General features: G+C 64.6%; 17 protein-coding genes and 1 pseudogene. 13 read left to right on the top strand and 5 right to left on the bottom strand.

Features of this window, described 5'->3' with window-relative positions:
* On the top strand, positions 1-993 hold the full coding sequence (locus tag F1C58_RS16415) for a hydroxyacid dehydrogenase (protein ID WP_185204343.1): 993 nt from the start codon (positions 1-3) through the stop codon (positions 991-993).
* A 25-nt stretch (positions 994-1,018) separates the two neighbouring features.
* Here F1C58_RS16415 and F1C58_RS16410 read toward each other — a convergent pair whose 3' ends face one another.
* From F1C58_RS16410 to F1C58_RS16395, 4 genes are read right to left on the bottom strand one after another with little or no spacing between them, the layout of a single operon-like run.
* The gene (locus F1C58_RS16410; RefSeq protein ID WP_185204342.1) at positions 1,019-2,044 is read right to left on the bottom strand and encodes a LacI family DNA-binding transcriptional regulator; all 1,026 of its coding nucleotides are present in this window, start codon (positions 2,042-2,044) and stop codon (positions 1,019-1,021) included.
* A gap of 39 nt (positions 2,045-2,083) precedes the next feature.
* Complete coding sequence (locus F1C58_RS16405; RefSeq protein ID WP_185204341.1) at positions 2,084-3,451, bottom strand: FAD-dependent oxidoreductase; 1,368 nt, start codon at positions 3,449-3,451, stop codon at positions 2,084-2,086.
* Positions 3,452-3,456: 5 nt separating this feature from the next.
* Entirely contained in the window at positions 3,457-4,257 is an 801-nt protein-coding gene (locus tag F1C58_RS16400) for an enoyl-CoA hydratase/isomerase family protein (protein WP_185204340.1), read from the bottom strand.
* On the bottom strand, positions 4,244-5,425 hold the full coding sequence (locus F1C58_RS16395; RefSeq protein ID WP_185204339.1) for a CaiB/BaiF CoA-transferase family protein: 1,182 nt from the start codon (positions 5,423-5,425) through the stop codon (positions 4,244-4,246). Before F1C58_RS16395 ends, F1C58_RS16400 begins: the two co-directional genes overlap by 14 nt.
* Before the next feature lie 147 nt (positions 5,426-5,572).
* Between F1C58_RS16395 and F1C58_RS16390 the strand changes: the two genes are divergently transcribed.
* Positions 5,573-6,157, top strand: a complete 585-nt coding sequence (locus F1C58_RS16390; protein WP_185204338.1) for a DUF624 domain-containing protein — start codon at positions 5,573-5,575, stop codon at positions 6,155-6,157.
* Between the two features lie 13 nt (positions 6,158-6,170).
* On the opposite strand, the gene F1C58_RS16385 is transcribed toward F1C58_RS16390, so the two are convergent.
* A complete protein-coding gene (locus F1C58_RS16385; RefSeq protein ID WP_255461405.1) occupies positions 6,171-8,165 on the bottom strand; it encodes a DUF2264 domain-containing protein in 1,995 nt (664 codons plus the stop codon).
* Between the two features lie 188 nt (positions 8,166-8,353).
* Between F1C58_RS16385 and F1C58_RS16380 the strand changes: the two genes are divergently transcribed.
* From F1C58_RS16380 to F1C58_RS16330, 11 genes and pseudogenes are all read left to right on the top strand, one after another.
* Complete coding sequence (locus F1C58_RS16380) at positions 8,354-9,520, top strand: Gfo/Idh/MocA family protein (protein WP_185204337.1); 1,167 nt, start codon at positions 8,354-8,356, stop codon at positions 9,518-9,520.
* The gene (locus tag F1C58_RS16375; RefSeq protein ID WP_185204336.1) at positions 9,517-10,695 is read left to right on the top strand and encodes a dihydrodipicolinate synthase family protein; all 1,179 of its coding nucleotides are present in this window, start codon (positions 9,517-9,519) and stop codon (positions 10,693-10,695) included. The genes F1C58_RS16380 and F1C58_RS16375 overlap by 4 nt, the downstream gene beginning before the upstream one ends.
* On the top strand, positions 10,692-11,528 hold the full coding sequence (locus F1C58_RS16370) for a sugar phosphate isomerase/epimerase (protein WP_185204335.1): 837 nt from the start codon (positions 10,692-10,694) through the stop codon (positions 11,526-11,528). The genes F1C58_RS16375 and F1C58_RS16370 overlap by 4 nt, the downstream gene beginning before the upstream one ends.
* Entirely contained in the window at positions 11,422-12,702 is a 1,281-nt protein-coding gene (locus tag F1C58_RS16365; RefSeq protein WP_370543727.1) for a glycerate kinase, read from the top strand. The genes F1C58_RS16370 and F1C58_RS16365 overlap by 107 nt, the downstream gene beginning before the upstream one ends.
* Positions 12,703-12,811: 109 nt before the next feature.
* A pseudogene (locus tag F1C58_RS16360) lies at positions 12,812-13,402 on the top strand (ATP/GTP-binding protein); the annotation flags it as partial.
* 238 nt (positions 13,403-13,640) lie between these two features.
* Positions 13,641-14,273, top strand: a complete 633-nt coding sequence (locus tag F1C58_RS16355; protein ID WP_185204333.1) for an NAD(P)-dependent oxidoreductase — start codon at positions 13,641-13,643, stop codon at positions 14,271-14,273.
* A gap of 144 nt (positions 14,274-14,417) precedes the next feature.
* Positions 14,418-14,837 carry a MarR family winged helix-turn-helix transcriptional regulator gene (locus tag F1C58_RS16350; protein WP_185204332.1) on the top strand — a complete coding sequence of 140 codons (420 nt, stop codon included), beginning with the start codon at positions 14,418-14,420 and terminating at the stop codon, positions 14,835-14,837.
* The gene (locus F1C58_RS16345) at positions 14,834-15,700 is read left to right on the top strand and encodes an NmrA family NAD(P)-binding protein (protein WP_185204331.1); all 867 of its coding nucleotides are present in this window, start codon (positions 14,834-14,836) and stop codon (positions 15,698-15,700) included. Before F1C58_RS16350 ends, F1C58_RS16345 begins: the two co-directional genes overlap by 4 nt.
* 221 nt (positions 15,701-15,921) lie before the next feature.
* Positions 15,922-16,503 (top strand): recombinase family protein, encoded by a 582-nt coding sequence (locus tag F1C58_RS16340; protein ID WP_185204330.1) that lies wholly within the window; start codon positions 15,922-15,924, stop codon positions 16,501-16,503.
* A gap of 232 nt (positions 16,504-16,735) precedes the next feature.
* Positions 16,736-17,170 carry a hypothetical protein gene (locus tag F1C58_RS16335; RefSeq protein WP_370543726.1) on the top strand — a complete coding sequence of 145 codons (435 nt, stop codon included), beginning with the start codon at positions 16,736-16,738 and terminating at the stop codon, positions 17,168-17,170.
* A gap of 203 nt (positions 17,171-17,373) precedes the next feature.
* Positions 17,374-17,958, top strand: coding sequence for a hypothetical protein (locus F1C58_RS16330; RefSeq protein WP_185204329.1), 585 nt, complete (start codon positions 17,374-17,376; stop codon positions 17,956-17,958).
* Positions 17,959-18,396 lie beyond the last annotated feature (438 nt).

Raw genomic sequence — 18,396 nt, 5'->3', positions numbered from 1 at the left:
GTGAGCGCCCCACTCGACATCATTCTCGACATTCCGCCACGGCTGGAGGCGATGTTCTTCGACGACGACCTTCAGACGCGGCTGCGATCGGTGGGCATAGTCCGCCGCGTTGACTATCGGGTCGGAGATAATGACCCCAGGATGTCGGCCGAGGTCGTCGTGACTGGCTGGGGTTCGAGGCGGCTTCCCGACCACCTCGAATCGTCGGATCGGCTCAGGTTCGTCGCCCATAGCGCGGGGACGATCCGGGAGTTCGTTCCGAGGTCGCTGATCGACGACGGCGTCCTGGTGAGCCAGGCTGCGTTCGGGATGGCGACTTCGGTTGCCGAGCTTGCGCTCGTCTTCACGATCACCTTGCTGCGCAATCTCCACCTGACCACGCGACTGATGGAGGCCAGCCACGATTGGTCGGCCGCGGCGTCCATAACTGCGGGCCCGGCACTCGCCGGTTCACGAGTCGGTGTCGTCGGCGCGAGCAGGGTGGGGCGCGCGTACATCGATTTGGTTCGAGCCGCCGGAGCTGAGGTAGTTGTTTACGATCCCTACTTGGATCTCGAGTCGGCAGCTCGCTTAGGCGTCACCCTCAGCGACCTCGACGACTTGTTGGCCAGCTGTCGGGTCGTCGCTGTCCATGCGCCGGTCACTCCAGAGACCCGGCACCTTCTCGATCGTCGCCGACTTTCGCTCATTTGCGACGGCGGCGTCTTGGTCAACACTGCCCGGTCAGCAATCGTCGATATCGAAGCGCTGACCGACGAACTGGTCACCGGACGACTGAGCGCGGGCCTCGATGTGTTCGACGAGGAGCCGCTGCCGTCGACGAACCGTCTGTGGGGGCTACCGAACGTGATCTTGACGCCTCACGTCGGGGGTATCACCCGTCATGCGCAGCATCTGCAGGGGCTCATCGTCGTCGAGGAGATTGAGAGGCTGGCGGCCGGCCGGCCGCTCGAGTTCACGGTCCCGTCCGATCGGTACGACATCCTCGCCTGAGATTGCATCGAGCGACTCAGGCGCGTCAGGCGAGTCGCGCCGTCGACTCGCGAACGACGAGTACGGGTGCCGGATCCGTGATCACGACGTTGTGGAGGCCGCCACCAGACGCGTACGCGAGCAGCATCCGGGCCGCCGCTGTGCCCGCTTCGCGCAGCGGCATCCTCACCACGGTGACCGACGGCACCATCATGCCGGCAACCCAGGTGTCTTGGATCGAGACGATCGAGAGGTCGTCCGGGATGCGCAGCCCTCGTCGCAGCGCCGCCGCGACCACGCCGATCGCGGCGTTGACACTGGCGACCACCAGGGCAGTCGGCCTCCTGGTCCCCGCGAGCACATCCTCCAGAGCTCCGGCGGCGGCCTCTGCTTCCCATCCGGTGCTGCTGACCCAGGCCAAGTCGATCCGTCGGCCCGCATGGTGCATGGCCTCGCGATACCCCGCCTCGCGGCGGCGAGCGGCGTCGTGCTCGCGAGTTCCGCCGATCAGACCAATCCGAGTGTGCCCGAGTGAGAGCAGATAGTCGGTCGCAATCCACGCGGCCCGATGGTCGTCGAGGATCACAGAGCCCATGCGACGACGCAGCACAGAGTTGAACAAGACCACCGGGGCGCGAACGTCCAGCAGTGCCTCCAGCTCGGCATCGGTCATCCGCTCGGGTCGCTGGAGAATGATCCCGTCGACGCGACCGTTGCCGGCGATACCGGAGAGGCCCTCTTCGACGACAGATGGCTCGTTGAGCTGGCCGAGGAGAACGGTCACGCGTTCGGCCGCCGACGCGGCGCGGACTCCCGCGAATAGCTCCGAGAACACCGCGTTACCGACATCCGGCACTACGAGCGCAAGTGCGCCCGCACGCCCCGCACGAAGGGCCCTCGCGGTGTGATCGGGGATGTAGTCGAGTTTGCTCGCCGCGCCTTTCACTCGCTCTCGAGTGCTGGCGCTGATTCGCGCCATCCGGTCGTCGTTGAGCGCCCGCGACGCGACCGACTGGGACACCCCGGCGAGACGAGCGACGTCTCCTAGAGTCGCAGCGGAACGGTCCGGCATCGGTGGGATCCTCTCTCCGCGCGGAGCATGCGACTCAGGTCACAGCGCGCTGCCACCGGCGATCATCTCGGCCCGCAGGGCGGCCTGATTGAGATGTCGGAAGGCGTCGCCGGTCGCGATGGACATTACCGCAGCACGTCCGGCCGCGTGCCCGTACTCGAAGCACTGTGCGGTCACCCGTGCCGACGCCAGCGCCTCGTGTTCGGCGCTGAGGCAGCGACCTGCCACGATCACGTTCTCGAGCCGCTCGGGCACGAGGCTCAGGTACGGCACGTCGTAGTAGTCGTCGATCAGCCAGTGGAGTTTCGGGCGGTCTCCATCGTGCAGTTCGATCGGCCAGGGGGCCCGGCAAATACCGTCGGTCGGCCGCTTGCGGGCTTCGACCACATCCTGGTTTGAGAGCGTCAGCGCGCCGATGACGCTTCGGGTTTGTCGGATGCCCACTTCCACACCCGTGTCGACGACGTAGCTGTTACCGCAGCCAGCGAGCTCCTGGGCGAGGAAGGCGGCATATTCGCGCACCTGCCGGCGGCCGGCGACTTCCGCTTCGGTGAAGTCGGCGGGGTCGATCACGTTGAGCATCGACCCGTTGCGGGCGCTGAGCCGAGTTGCATTCACCAGGAGTTCACCGGGCCGGGTGCTGGTGAAAATCCAGATGTGTTGCCGCGGAAGGTTCGCGCCTGTCGCGCGCGCCGCGAGAATCTTCGCTGTCACTTCAGGTGGACAGATCGTGTCCGGTCCGTAGCCCGCCAGGAAAGTCGGGACGTCGACGTTGCCGAGCCGGAAGAACATGGTGGGATTCTGGATGCGGCCGTGGTCGCCGAATCGGTGTCCGCCACCGGCCCGGGCGATCACCGCGGCGTCGCCCGATGCATCGATCACCCGACGCGCGATGACGGACGACACCCCGGCGTTCGACTCGATGATCACCCCAGTGACCGTTGCCCCGGTCACCACGACGCCGGAGACGACGGTGTGAAAGAGGATGCGGACTCCCGCGGTGATGAGCAGGTCATCCGCGGTCTCGCGCCACATCAACGGGTCGTGCGCGCTCGTCCAGGTCTTGCCGTATTTCTGGGGCGGCGTCAGCCCGCCCCGGTGGTCGAGCGCTGCGCGGAATCTCTCTGCGAAGCCGTACACCACTTGTTCGGGGCCCCGGCCGTTGTCGCTCGCCAAATACATCCCGCAGATCGTTCCGGACATGCCCGCGACGGCCGCTCCACCAGCGAAGCCGTAGCGCTCGATCAAGATGACCGACAGCCCGGCCTCCGCGGCGACGGTTGCCGCCGCCACCCCCGCGGCCCCAGCCCCGACGACAACGAGGTCGACGTCGGCGAGGACGGGGGGAGGGGACGCTGGGCGTGAACCACTGGTCGACGACCACGCCGAGAAATCGTGTTCTGTCACTCTCCTCACCGACCCGTGAAGTCGGCAGGGCGCTTCGCGAGGAAGGCGGCAATGCCCTCCTGACCATCGCTCGATGCGAACAGGCCACGCAACTCCGACTGTTCGAGCGCGAAACCGGTGGATGCCGTGGGACTTCCGAAAGCACCCCCGTCGACTGCGCGCTTCGCCGCGGCGATCGCCAGCCGAGGTCCGGACGCACAGCTCGCGGCGAGCGTACCCGCGACCTCGAGCAGTTCCTCTGCTGTGGTCATCCGATTGACGATCCCCGCGGCCGCGGCTTCGTGTGCGGTGATCGTCTCGCCCGTGAAGATCAGTTGCTTCGCACGGTTGGGACCGACGTACTGGGCAAGTCGCTGCGTTCCTCCCCAGCCGGGGATGAGCCCGAGTTTGATCTCCGGGAGCCCGAAGCGAGCCGACTCGGCGGCCACGACGAGATCGCAACTCAGCACGACTTCGAATCCACCCCCGAGGGCAACGCCGTTCACAGCGGCGATCACGGGAACCGGCGATTCTCGGATTTCGCGGCACAGTTCGTTGGCGTTCTCGGTCAGGGCCGCGAACGCCTGGGCGTCGGCCACGGCGTATTCGCCGAGGTCCGCGCCCGCCGCGAAGGCTTTCCCGAATCCGGTGATCACGACGGCGCCGATCGACGCGTCATCGCCGACACTCACGAACACGCGGCGCAGTTCGTGAACGGTGGTCGAGTCGATGGCGTTGTATTTCGCGGGCCGATTGAGGCTGACGGTGAGAACGCCATCAGATCGATCGAGCGTTAGCCGCCCCGCGTTGTCCTCAGTGAGCACCATCGAGAATCACTCCCTCTGCCACGAGCTCGTCGATCTCGGCTTCGGTGTATGAGAGGGAGCCGAGAACACTGCGGGTGCTGGCGCCGAGCGCCTGGGGAACAGATCGGATGCCGGGCCTCCGCCCGTCGTATGTGATCGGATGCGCAAGCACCTCTACGTGCCCGGCCTCCGGGTGCTCGAACGCCAGGATCGATTCATTGTGAAGCACCTGCGGATCCACCACGACCTCCTCATAGCCATTGACCGGTGCGTACCAGACCTTCACCGCCTCGCAACGGGCGAACCACTCCGCAGTCGGGATCTCACGGAGATGTCCGACGATCCGACGGTTGACTTCTTCGCGTCGTGCGTACGAATCCGTTTCCGACACCCCACCGAACCACGGATCACCGAACAGCTTCTCAAGCGTCGCGAGCGAGTTCAAAGAAAGGCAGACGAAGCCATCTGCGGTGGGGAAGACCCCATACGGCGCCTTGTAAAAGCGCGACGAGACCCCCGACTCGCTGCGCTCTCCCCGGAACCCGTTGAGATAGTAGGCAAAGGGTTCGATCTGGAGGTCGAGCGCGGCGTTCAAGAGATTGCTCTCGACTTTCATGCCGCGCCCGGTGCGCTCACGACCGTGCAGAGCCGCCAGGATCCCGAGCGCACCGAGCGTGGCCCCGTGCTGATCGACGATGCTTGCCCCGACCGGCGTGGGGGAGACCCCGCCTCGCCCCGTTGCCGCGGCGAGCCCGGAAACCGCTTGGAGCAGGACGTCCTGTCCCGGTCGGTCGACGTACGGGCCATCGGAGCCGTATCCGGAGAGCGAGCAGTAGATCAGGCGAGGGTTGATCGCCGCGACGTCGTTGTAGCCCAAACCGAGTCGATCCATGGCGCCGGGCCGGAAGCTCTCGATGAGCACGTCGGCCGAAGCAAGCAGATCGGTGAGCACCCGTCGAGCACCCGGGGCCTTCAAGTCGATGCTGAAGCTCTGCTGGTTGCGGTTCCCTAGGAGGAAGAAGACGCTTGTGCCGTCGAGGTATGCATCCGGGCCAGACCAGCTTCGTTCGAAGGCACCGGTCGGTGGTTCGACCTTGATCACCTCGGCGCCGAGGTCGGCGAGGAACTGGCTGGCAGATGGCCCCTGGAGGAAGTGCGTGAAGCTGATGACGCGGATTCCTGACAGCATGGTGTGCCCTTTCTCACAGTGGGAAGTGACTGGACGGTAGCACCGCAAAAATGTATGCGCAACCGATTGTTCACTGACCGAAAAATGGTCCTTGAGAGCCCCGACGGATGTGATTGACTTCTCTGACCAGAGTCGGGAGGCGGCACCATGCGCATTGTCGGCGCCATCTCCGCGCTCGGGACGGCGTTGCTCCTGCAGGTCTGTTTCGTGGTCTGCGCCCTCCCGGTGATCACGGCCGTGCCCGCAGCGATCGCCCTTCAGCGGTCGTTCTCCGACGATCGCGCCGGTGAGAAGGTCGGCGTTCTCAGCTATCTGCGCCAGTTCACCGTCGCATGGCGACAGAGTTGGCCGCTCGGCGTCATCGGCGCTCTTCTTGCTGTAGGGCTCGTCGTCGGCGGGCTCTTCTGGCTCTCCGTTCACGCCCCGCTGGGCTACGTCGCCGTCGGAACACTGAGCTTTATCGCGGGTCTCGCGGCCGCCACCTATCTCAACCTGCTCAGCTGCGCGGACCGGGAACGCGAGACAGGATGGCGGCCGCTCTTTGCCGAGACCCGAGCGGCGCTGGTAGGGCGACCACTTCGCAGCCTGGGTGGCGTCGTCATGCTCGCCGCCTGGTACTTCGTCCTGGTCTCCGTTTCCCCGCTGGTCCTGGTCGGGTCGGGGCTCGTTCCAACCCTCATCGCGCGCTTTGTGATCGAGCCTCCGGTGCGCCAGCAGCTCGCCGAAGACTGACCTGGTAGGGCAATCAAGTCCATGGCAGGTCGTCGAGGTTGACCGACGACCCGATCAGTGAGTCCGACCACGTCACTCGAACCGTTGAGGCATCGATTTCGATCTCGGCGAGGTCGCTGAGGTCGTTTGCGTTCGCGCCCGGATCGGCGCTGAGTGATACGAGTGCGACGAGTACCTGTGTCGCGGCGGATCCGCGCAGCTGCGGCACGGCGGCCCAACGCCCGAATGCGGTGCCACCGGTGGCGGCGGCAGTCGTGGCATACGTCCAGCCCTCTATCCCGATCACCCTCGAGCTCGGCCCCCTCCCATCGACCGGCAGACAGTCGGCGGAGAGTCCATGTGCGCGTCGGATCAACGTCTCCGGGCCATCGGACGCTACGGCCCATCCCGACAACTCGACAGCCGAATCGGGCGGGACGTTGCGAAGACGGTGCACGCGCACCTCGAGATGCGCGTGCGCGATGGTGACGCTCTCGATCCTGGCGGAGGGGAGGACATGTCCTTCACTGGTCAATGTGGGAAAGCGCGGCGCGTGCCACGAGGCCACCCAGTCGCCCCCCGAGGCGACGTGGTGGATTCGACGCCTGACGCTCCAGATCCCGCGGAACTGAACTCGGATATCGTTGTCGGCCGGACCGTCGGCCACGGTTGGTCCCGTTCGGGTCGAGTAGGCGAAGCGGGCGTAGAGCGGATCCGACGGCCCGTCGTCGGCGTGATGCGGCTTCAGGTGGTCGCTGCCGTGATTGTGGACGCGAACGAGGCCATCCGCTGCCGTGCTCTGGATCATCAGCCCGATCGGCGCGATCGGCCGCACCAGATCGTCTCGATCGGCCGACAGCTCGCTCTCAGGGCTCGTCCAAAACGGGTGCTCGAGCGGCAGCAACAGCCCGGCGAATCCCTTCGACGCCCAGTACGGCGACCCCGGCCCGGAGTAGCGCTGCAAGCTCGCCGCGTGCTCCCCCTGCCAGCCGAGACTCAGCACACCGTTCGAGGTGGCGCCGCGGTCGAGGAAGTAGCGCAGATTCGAGGACATGATCCGCCGGGACTGGCCCGGTTCGAGGGGCGAACAGTCCATGACCTGGGCTATCGCGAGTGACGCCGAGGCGCTCATCCGGTATGTCAGTGATCGGCCGAAATAGAGAGAGGCGCCGGTGCGGTCGAAGGTCGTTGCGAAGGTGCCGACGAACGCCCTGAGCCGCTCGCGAAAAACGGTCATCCGTACCGTGTCATCTCGCAGCCACGCGTGAAGTAGCGGGTAGAAGTGTATCGCCCAGCCGTTGTAGTGGTCGAATGCCTCGCCGTCGCCATCGCTGTACCAGCCATCGCCCCGATACCACTGGTCGATCAGAGAGAAGCCGCGTTCGATAACGAACGACGTCTGGCGATCCATGCGACCGACACCCTCCAAGAAGCTGGCGATGGTGAGCGGAAACAGGTACCAGTTGTTGGACGACGGCTCCTTATCGAGTGCCGTACGCAGCCAGCCCTCCACGGCATCCTGCTCGTCCGGCGCGAGGCGATCCCAGGTATCGCTTTTCGTCAGGTGCAGGCTCAACGAGATGCAGGCGGCTTCGACCTGTGACTGGCCCCACCTTTCACCGATGTTCTCGATCGGTTCCCACGCGTCCTCGACGCGGGGGTCGGCGCTCGTGCCGGCGACGACTCCCTGCAGGTAGTCGTCCAGACGGGTCGCGGTTTCGGTATCCGGCGCGCCGATGTGGTCGAACGCGGCGAGGAGAAAGGTCCGCGAGAACCCCTCCAGTCCGTCTGCCCGCGGGCCCTGCTGCGAAGCGGCGCCCGGAAACTCGATGCGCGCGCCGCTGGCCGAGCGGTATCGCGCCGCGCCATCGAGCAGGTCGCGCGCAACGCCGCGCCAGTGTTCACGTGTGATCCCGGTGTAGGGGCTCAGTTCGCGGTCTTCGAGCGTTGACGAATAGCGTTCCATCTCGGGATCCGTGATTCGCCGCGGGGGAAGTATCGGCGACGCGTACTGGCTCTGTGTGCTCATGTCGTTCTCCTCGACGCAGTGTGGCCCTCGACTTTCCCATGGGGGTCCGCGCAAAGTCCGAGATTTTTTTCACTGGCCGAAAGACTCTCGCCCTCCCCAAGAGGCTGCTCGCTACCGTGGGGCTGGGTTGGCGCGGGGGTCTCTTTCGCCGCCCGAGATACGACGCCACCCGATGCGAAGGAGCAGAGATGACGACGCGGACCATGCGCATCATCATGAACGGAGTGACCGGCCGAATGGGGTACCGGCAGCACCTGGTCCGGTCGATCCTGGCGATTCGGGATGCGGGCGGCGTCCTGTTGCCGGATGGATCCCGCATTCAGGTCGAGCCGATCCTGGTCGGTCGCGATCGCGAGAAACTCGCCGAGCTGGCGGCGCTTCACGGGGTCGCTGAGTTCACCACAGACCTCGACGCCGCGCTCGCCGACGCGACGGCGCCGATCTATTTCGATGCCGCTCTCACGGGCGTTCGCAAGGTCGGCATCCTCAAAGCCATCGCCGCCGGCAAGCATGTCTACACCGAGAAGCCCGTCGCGGAGTCGGTCGATGATGGCCTCGAGTTGGCTCACGCGGCCGACGACGCCGGAGTCATCAATGGCGTGGTGCACGACAAGCTCTACCTTCCCGGCCTGCGCAAGCTCAAGCGCCTGATCGACTCGGGCTACTTCGGCCGGATCTTGAGCGTTCGAGGCGAGTTCGGCTACTGGGTGTTCGAGGGCGACATGATCCCTGCGCAGCGACCGAGTTGGAACTACCGCGCGGAGGACGGCGGCGGGATCACGCTCGACATGTACTGCCACTGGAACTACGTGCTCGAGAATCTGTTCGGTTCGGTCAGGGCGGTCACCAACAAGTCGGTCACGCACGTGCACGATCGCTGGGACGAGCGCGGCGAGCACTACGCGGCGACGGCGGACGACGCGGCGTACGGCATCTTCGAACTCGAGGGCGGCATCATCGCCCAGGTCAACTCGAGCTGGGCGGTTCGCGTCGACCGCGGGGAGCTCATCGAGTTCCAGGTGGATGGGATCAACGGCTCGGCCGTCGCCGGCTTGTTCGAGTGCCGCATTCAACCTCGCACCGCCACGCCTCGGCCGGTGTGGAATCCGGATCTGCGCGAAACCGTCGACTACCGCTCCATCTGGATGGATGTTCCGGACAATCAGGTCTTCGACAACGGCTTCCGCGCACAGTGGGAGGAGTTTATCACGGATGTCGACGCCGGCCGTCACCATCCTTACGACTTCATGGCCGGTGTACGCGGTCTTCGGCTCGTCGAGGCGGCCCTCGAATCGTCCCGGGAGGGGCGACGGGTCGAGCTTGAGCCCTCGTCGTTGCCGGTGGGCTCCGCGTGACCTCAATCACGCTGCTCGCCGCGGATGGCACCCTCTCGAGCGCCGAGCTCATGGAGGCACCTGCATTTGCCCGGCCAGCGGTCCCTCTCGCGTCTCGCATGGTGTTCGCCGCCGCGCACGTCGTGCCCCACGCGTGGGGAGCGAACACACCAGGACAGCCCGCGGCGATCGACTGGGACGCAACGCTTGCGGTGCGACGTCACGTCTGGTCATGGGGGCTTGGGGTGGCGGACGCCATGGATACTGCCCAGCGCAACATGGGCCTGGACTGGGCCGCGACGGCCGCACTCATCCGGCGGAGTGCTGCCGAGGCGCGAGAGGTCGGAGGGACGCTTGTGGTGGGCGTCAACACGGACCACGTCGCGGAGGAGTACATCTCGCTGGACGCGGTCGTCGCGGCCTATCTTCTCCAGCTCGAGGTCGCCGAGGCGGCGGGCGCGGGCGTCGTGATGATGGCGTCGCGGCATCTCGCGCGAGCCGCCGAAACCGCCGCCGACTATGAACGGGTCTATCGCGAAGTGCTGTCGCAAGCGGGAGCCCCCGTCGTGCTGCACTGGCTGGGGGAAGCCTTCGACGAAAGCCTAGCGGGGTATTTCGGCTCGCGAGATGTCGCCGTCGCCTCCGACGTGGTCATCCGGACCATCGAGGAAAACCATGACCAGGTGAGCGGCATCAAGATGTCACTTCTCAACGCCGACGCTGAGATCGCGATGCGACGACGGTTGCCGGCTGGCGTGCGCATGTTCACCGGCGACGACTTCAACTACGTCGGCTTGATCGAGGGTGATGAACGAGGACATTCCGATGCTCTCCTGGGAGCCTTCGCGGCGATCGCTCCCAATGCATCTGCCTCGCTGCAAGCCTTGGACCGCGGCGACCTCGTCGGGTACCGTCGCATCCTGGAACCGACTGAAGCGCTGGCACGACAGGTCTTCGCCACCCCGACGCAGTATTACAAGACCGGCGTCGCGTTCCTCAGTTGGCTCAACGGTCACCAATCGTCGTTCAGCATGGTGGGGGGCTTGCATTCGGCACGCGACCTGCCGCACCTCAGTGAGATCGTCCGGCTGGCGAACGCCTCCGGTGCCCTCGAGCGACCGGACCTCGCCGCCGAGCGCTGGAACGGGATGCTCGCCCTGAACGGCCTACTCGCTCTCTCCTCGGTGCAGGCGTGAGTCTCGCCCGCTTCTCGCTCAACCAGGCGACCATCAAGTGCGCCGACCTCCCGACCGCGGTACGGGCTACAGTCGACGCCGGCATCCCGGCCATCGGTCTCTGGCGCGAACCGGTCGCCGAATTCGGGTTGACGGCCAGCGCGGCGGCCGTTCGGGACGCGGGTTTGCGGGTGTCGAGCCTCTGTCGTGGCGGGTTCTTCACCGTGCCGGAGGGCCGGGCACGGCGAGCGGCGAGCGATGATAACCGGCGCGCGCTCGACGAGGCGGCCGTACTGGGAGCGCCCACGCTGGTGTTGGTCGCGGGTGGCCTTCCAGAGGGCAGCCGTGACCTGGTGGGCGCGCGGTCCCGTGTTGTCGAGGCTCTTGGCGAACTCGCTCCGCACGCTCGCCAGGTCGGCGTCACACTCGCGATCGAGGCCCTCCATCCGATGTACGTCTCGGACCGCGCGGTCGTGTCGACCCTCGGCCAGGCACTCGACCTCGCCGCTCCTTTCACCCCCGAGGAGGTCGGAGTCGTTGTCGACACGTTCCACGTCTGGTGGGATCCCGCCCTTCGCGAACAAATCGCGCGCGCCGGCCGCGAAAGACGCATCGCCAGCTACCAGGTCTGCGACTGGATGATGCCCATCGCTTCCGATCCGCTCCTTTCTCGCGGCATTCCAGGGGACGGCTGCATCGACTTTGCAACGATCACCGAGTGGGTGAGGGCCGCGGGATACCGGAGGGATGTCGAATGCGAAATCTTTCGCCAAGAGATCTGGGATGCTGATGCGTTCGAGGTCGCCAACCGCGTCGCGGATGCGTACGAGCGGCTCATCGCCGAACACGTGTGAGGCACGCAGAATGCGGGTCGTGATCGCGCCCGACTCCTTCAAGGGGTCCATCGATGCTGCCCGTGCTGCGTCAGCAATCGCAGCTGGTTGGCGAGTCGAGCGGCCGTTCGACGAGCTCATCCTCCTACCCCAAGCAGACGGCGGGGAAGGCACCCTCGACGCCATCTTCGCGGCGGTCCCGGGATCACAGTTGGTCGATGTCGGTCCGGTACCCGGCCCCGACGGCCGCCCGACGCCAGGCTCGTGGCTTCTGCTGCCGGACAGTTCCGGTGTGGTCGAGCTTGCACGTGTTTCGGGGCTACCGCTGATGGAGAAACTGTCTCCGCTCACTGCCCATACGCGCGGACTCAGTGCGGTGATTGCTGCCGCCCTTGACGCCGGAGTCACCGCGCTCACGATCTGTCTCGGCGGTTCGGTCTCGACCGACGGAGGCGCGGGAGCACTCTCGGAGCTCGGAGCCCGGCTACTCGATGTGGAGAAACATCCGATCTCCGACGGCGGCGGGGGGCTCTGCGACCTGAAGCGGGTCGACTTTCGATCCCTCCAGCCAGTTCCCGGAGGTGGCATTCGCCTGCTCGTCGACGTCGACGCTCCGCTGCTCGGAGCGCGCGGGTCGGCAGCGACCTTCGGTCCACAGAAGGGCGCGACCGATAACGATGTGGCCGTGCTCGATCTTGGACTGTCCATTCTCGCTGGACTCATCGGCACGGGTTTCGCGGACCTGACTGGTTCGGGAGCAGCGGGTGGCGCCGCGTTCGGGTTCATGGCTGCGTGGTCAGCGTCCTCTATGCCAGGGGCCGCCGCGATTGCCGCGCTCACCGGGTTGGATCGGGCCATCGAGGTCGCTGGTGTCGTGATCACCGGAGAGGGTCGCTTTGATGAGACGTCGTCCCAGGGGAAGGTCGCGGGCTACGCACTCTCCCAACGGAGGGAGAACTCCAGGGCGTTCGTCATCGCGGGCGAGATCGAGGGAGGAACCGCGGTCATGCCGACAGGGGTCGTCGGGGTGAGCCTTCGCGAGCTGGCGGGTAGCCCGGAGGCCGCGATGGCCGATCCGCCGCGCTGGCTGTACCAGGCGGGGCGAGAAGCTGCCATCCTCGTGGCAGTCGGATCGAGGGCCGACGTACGTGGTCCTGTGCCGATGGCGTCGCCCGACTGGGCACGGCATCGCTGACTACCGCGAAGTCGTCATTTCGTATGGATCGCGGTCGTGGGGTGATAGCTGTGAGCCGGCACCACGCGTCGATCATGGCGCGCTCCATCAGGCTGGTGCCGAGACCGACGTCACCGTCGCGAACGCTTTGGCCGACGCAGGCCTCGAGCCACGGCGCCACTACTTCGTCATCCTCGACGAGCTGTGGCGCGCCCTACGCGCCGGCCGCGGCATGGTCGATCGTGTCGACGCGCTGACTTGCCTCAACCGCCAGCGCGGCGTCGGCTTGGCGACGATTCCGCACACCATGAGCGACCTGCTCGCGCTCCCCACGGAGGCAGAACGTATGAAGGCCCGCGGCTTCGTCGAGCACGCCGGCATGGTCATCGCCGGCGGGCTCCCGAGCGCAGAGATGTCGATGCTCACCTCAGCTATTCCGCTATCGAAAGCGGAACAGGATCTCCTCATCTCGTGGCAGGACCCGCCCGCCTGGGACTCGTCGACCGGCCGGGAGGCGGAGCCTCCCGGCCGCGGCAAATTCCTGGTCAAGGTCGGCGGGAACCCCGGCACATCATTGAAGGTGCAGCTCATGGCCATGGAGCTGGCAGTTAACGACACCAACCGCATGTGGCATGCGGGCGACCGGCTCCCGCCGGTTGCCCCGGAACGTCCGGACCTGATCGTGGTGCTTGATTCGCACCGCGCGGATGGTGCTGCGTGAGCCAAGCGAATCGTCGACCCACCCGTTGCAGCTTGATGAGAGGCAGTTGTCCGGGGGCGCCGCACCCGCCGACCACTACGCGTTGCGCGTCCGTGTCGTGACGAACGCCGAGCTGTCGTGAGCTGCATGGGCTGTCGATCTGATTGGCATCTTGACCCGAGGCGGTCTAATCGAAGGCCCAGCCGCGATCGATGCCAAAACCTATAAAATCGGCTGGTTTAGCTACTAAACTATTAACATGACAGTTATCGCACTATTTGGGGCGACCGGGAAAACCGGGCGTCGGGTGTTACACCGCTTGCTGACGGCGGGTTTCGATGTCCGCGTCCTGGTGCGGGATCCGAGGAAGCTCTCGGTATCGGATGCCCGTGTGACGATCATCCACGGCGACGTCCTCGATTTGCCGGCGGTGGAGGCGACCGTGGCCGGCTCCGGTGCGGTGGTGAGTGTGTTTGGACAGGTCAAGGGCTCACCGGCATCGTTGCAAACTGAGGGCACCCGTAACATTGTCACGGCGATGGACCGGCGCGGTGTGAAGCGGTTAGTGACTCTCTCCGGAGGGGGGGTCCGTGCGGCGCAAGACAAGCCCAAAGCGGCAGATATAGTCATCCAGTTTCTGTTGAAAGTGATGGCTGGGCACGTGTTGGCGGACGCCCGAGACCATCTTCAGGTGTTGCAGGCGTCGGACACCGATTGGACGGTGGTGCGCGGTCCACGGCTGACGGAACAGCCCGGACGTGGTACTTTCCGGGTGGGATGGGTAGGGGTGAACGCGAGCACACAAATCAGTCGCGACGACCTTGCGGACTTCATCCTCACCCAAATAGACGATCGGTCCTTCATCCACGAAATGCCCTTCGTGTCCCGATGATCCCCCGCTACAAGGCAGTCAGGGAAGGTATCGGAAGCTCAGGCACCCCGCACAACAGGTCCCTGTTTCTGCTCGGGCAGCTCGCACCTACCGCCCATCGCTTCACCAGCTGTCAGGGGTGACCGTTCTGTGGCGAGTTCACGCATGCAGGACATCGGAAGCGTCCTCGAGTCAGTTGTCGCCTGGTCTCGGACCCTGAGGCAGGCCCGCTCTTCGCCCTTTGGCGATATTCGGCTGACGCCGTCCCAAGTCGAGACTCTGTTCTTCATCTCCCACGCCCTCGGCCCCGTGACCCCGAGCTCGATCGCTACTGCGTTGGCAGTGACTCCGGGCGCGATCACCCAGCTTGTCGACGGGCTGAGACGTGAGGGATTAGTCGAAACCGGGCCGCATCCGGATGATGCTCGTTCCCGCATTCTCACCCTCACCGAGAGTGCAGCATCCCAAGCAGCAGTTTTCGAGCGACAGCTGACCGAGAAGCTCGCATCACAATTTGATCCCCTAACCGATAAGCAACTGGCCGAACTTGCTGAGCTCCTCGACCGGACAAGGAGAACACCATGACCAACGCCATATTCGTTACCGGCGCGACCGGCACCGTGGGCCGAGGCGTCGTCAATGCACTAATCACGAAGGGCGAAAAAGTGATCGCGGGCGTACGCGACGCCAAAGACGCCGAACTCCTCCCCGACGGGGTCGAAGGCCGCCCATTCCACTTCGGCGCGTCCACCGGTGAGCTGGAGGACGTGCTTGAGGGCACCGATCGGTTGTTCCTCATGCGACCCCCGCAGATCGCGGACGTTCAAACGCAACTCTTCCCCCTCATCGACGCCGCCCGCAATCGCCGCACCCGTCAGACCGTGTTCCTCTCCATGCAAGGAGTGCAACTAAACAAATTGACCCCGCACCACGCGGTGGAGGAGTATATGCGCCAGATCGACGCCCCCTACACGTTCCTCCGCCCCAACTTCTTCATGCAAAACCTGTCGACCACCTACGCTGCCGAGATTCGCGAACGCGGAGTGATTTATGTGCCCGCCGGGCGGTCGTTCACCGCGTTCATCGACGCACGCGACATTGGTCGGGTCGCCGCAACCACGTTCACCGAACCAGGCCACACCCGCAAGGCATACACCCTGTCCGGGGAGCAATCGCTCAGCTACCGCCACATCGCTCGCACCATGACCGAAGCACTCGGACGCCCCATCACCTATGCCCGCCCATCGGAGAAGGACTACCTCGCCCACCTGGCCGCAGAAGGCCAACCCCAGGACTACATCGACGTGCAGAAAATGATCTACCGCATCGTCCGCTTCAACCTCAGCGCCCTGCCCAACCGAACCGTCCGCCAACTGACCGGTGTGCCCGCGACCACCTTCGCCGAGTTCGTTCACAACAACCAGTCAGCATGGACCCCACAATCCTAGGAATCTGACCGCGGTCGTATACTCGGGGCCCCCTCCAAGGGATTTCGACTTCAGCGATATCCCATCAAAGGATCCTTAGACAGGACGAACCGTCTGCGCGCTGTCACATCGAAAATCGTCGGCGTGTCCGCCCAGTCCCCTATCTCAACAATGTGTCTCACACTGATATTCTCAAGATAACAACATTTAGACCTTTGGCGAGAAAATAGGAGGCAACCCCTGTGACGGTTCTTGGATATGCGCGAGTGAGCACTGCGGATCAGAACACCGAGCTCCAAATCCGGGAACTGGAAGCCGCGGGGTGTGTACGCATTTACCGCGATCAGGGAGTCAGCGGAACCAAAACCAGCCGACCCGAGCTGGACAAAATGCTCGACCGCCTCGGCCGAGGCGATGAAGTGGTGGTGTGGAAACTCGACCGCCTCGGACGCAACACCCGCCACCTACTTGAGCTACTGGACGGGTTCACCGAACGCGGCATCAAGTTCCGGTCTTTGCGCGACGGCATCGCCACCGATCCCGACAGCGAATTAGGCGGTGCCATGGCGAAGGCCATGGTCACCATCATGTCCGCGTTCGCCCAACTGGAACGCGACCAGCTCTCCGAACGAACCCGGGCCGGGATGGCCATCGCCGCCTCGCACGGGCGGAAGGCAGGACGACGCGAAGTCACAGCCGACCATGGCGAAGTTAAGCGTGCCCACGAACTGAAAGCCCAGGGCCTCAAGCCCGCTGACATCGGAAAGATCATCGGAACCAGCCGCGCCACCGTCTACCGATACCTAAACCTGAACGCCGGGTGATTGCAGCAGCAGGGACTGTCAGATCGGGAGTAGACGGGCTTGCCTCGTGCGCGCCCAGCGAACACTAGGGTCGCCAATCTGGTCTGGGATTTCCTTGTCCTGGCCGGTGCCCGGGTGTTCCCACATTTACTTCAACTCCCGTGCATCGATCAGCCGCGCCTACCATTTGGGCAGTTGAAGTGAGGTGGCTGCAGCTCGGAACCGAGAATGGTGTAAAATTGGTGGTATCCAAGTGGATGCGAAAGTAGCCTTGCTAGATCACCGTCCGGGATTGAAGGTCACCATGACGAATACAACGCACATCACCAGCGCTCACACGAGAACGATCAAACTCGACATTCGAGAGATCACTCGTCGGCTCAATGGCTCCTTGGGTGGCACCCTTGTCGCCTCCATCGCCGGGAGTAAAGACGCCAAGCTTCCTTACCGGTGGGCAAAGGTCGAAGGGCCATCGCCGAAAAATGAAGCCGTGCGTCGACTGCAGTTCGCCTACGAGCAGTGGACACTCCTCAGCGAAGCGGAAGGCGAGCACGTCGCCCGCGCCTGGTTCATCGGCGCCAACCCATGGCTTGAATACGACACCCCTGTCACTGCTATTCGTGAAGACCGATACAAAGCAGCAGGTCGGGCCGTCCAGGCCGTCCTTGACGATTCCTTCTCTGGTTGATGACTCTCTGTTCAGCTACCGGGTTGGAGCTTGTGGGAAGTCCAGAACCCGGAAACTACCGCATCGCCCGCAGCTCCTACGGGGCTCTGGCACCGAGACAGCGTGAATCTGAGCCGGACGGCTCACTCGACACTGTCGCGTGGAGTCGTTTCGATACGACCGGTCACACCCTCTATACGACGGATGATCGGCTCACCTCATTCATGGAGCTCCTCGCCCCGTACAGGACCGAGATCAATGGAGCGCGTCGTGCACTGCAGAAGGATGCAGATGCGATGGGGATCCCGCTCGAGCAATACTGGGCGATGGTCGTCGACGACTGGGATCAGGCAGGCACGATGCGGGCCAGATGGTTGCCCAAGGCATGGCGCGAAGGACGAAGCCTGTACCGACTCGGCTACCCGGCCGGGTGGTGGGTCGACATCACATCTACGAGCACTCTTACGGCCCTGTCGCATCACCTTGAAGATGAACTTGCCGACCTCGGCATCACGGGCGGTCTAACGATCGCGCACATCACCGGTGACACCAGAGCCGTCACGACCCTCATCGCCCAATGGCTGAGGTCCACCGCGACACTCTTCGACGGAACACAACCACTGGGCATCCGCTTTACGTCCAAGCACGGACACCCAACGAACGGGACCGGTACCTGCTGGGCGTACTGGATGCGTGCCACCGACGCTGGCCTGGACGAACCGGTCACCATCCTCGAGGAGGAGGCAATCGTCGAAAGTGACGTCGACCTCAAAATGGCGCAGGAGATCTGCAAAATTCAAACCCGATAACCCTGAGGCCCGTGTGCAGCGGCGTGACAGCCGCCTTGCGCCGGAAGGTCCCCGACACGGTGAAACCAGCGCGACCAAAGGGTGGGACCACGTTAAGTCCAAATCTCGAGGCTCGACTTCCGGAGCGCCGGCCTCATGAAGTTGCATGGTTTCGGTCACACGATTGAGCTCACTCCGCGTGCCTGCCCGCCGACTTTCATATCGGCTGTTATCAGCGGTTAAGTAAGACCAATTGCATCTGATGCGAGAACTCGTCTTTCGCTGCCGTACCGCTAAATTACCGACGTCGACAACTTCGTGCCTTTCACCGCCATCCGTGCGAGGAGTTCCGCTTGGTCAGTCGAGATTGCGGGCATTGCTTTCGGGTTGTCAGTTGCGAAGACAGTGACACCACCGTTGGCAGTGGGGAAATTACGTCGCTGGCACCAGCGGGCGGGC

Origin of the sequence: Glaciihabitans sp. INWT7, from assembly GCF_014217685.1 — a bacterium.
Lineage (GTDB): Bacteria > Actinomycetota > Actinomycetes > Actinomycetales > Microbacteriaceae > Lacisediminihabitans.
Note: the sequence above shows the minus strand (reverse complement) of the source record. Positions and strands in the feature narration are given on the sequence as shown.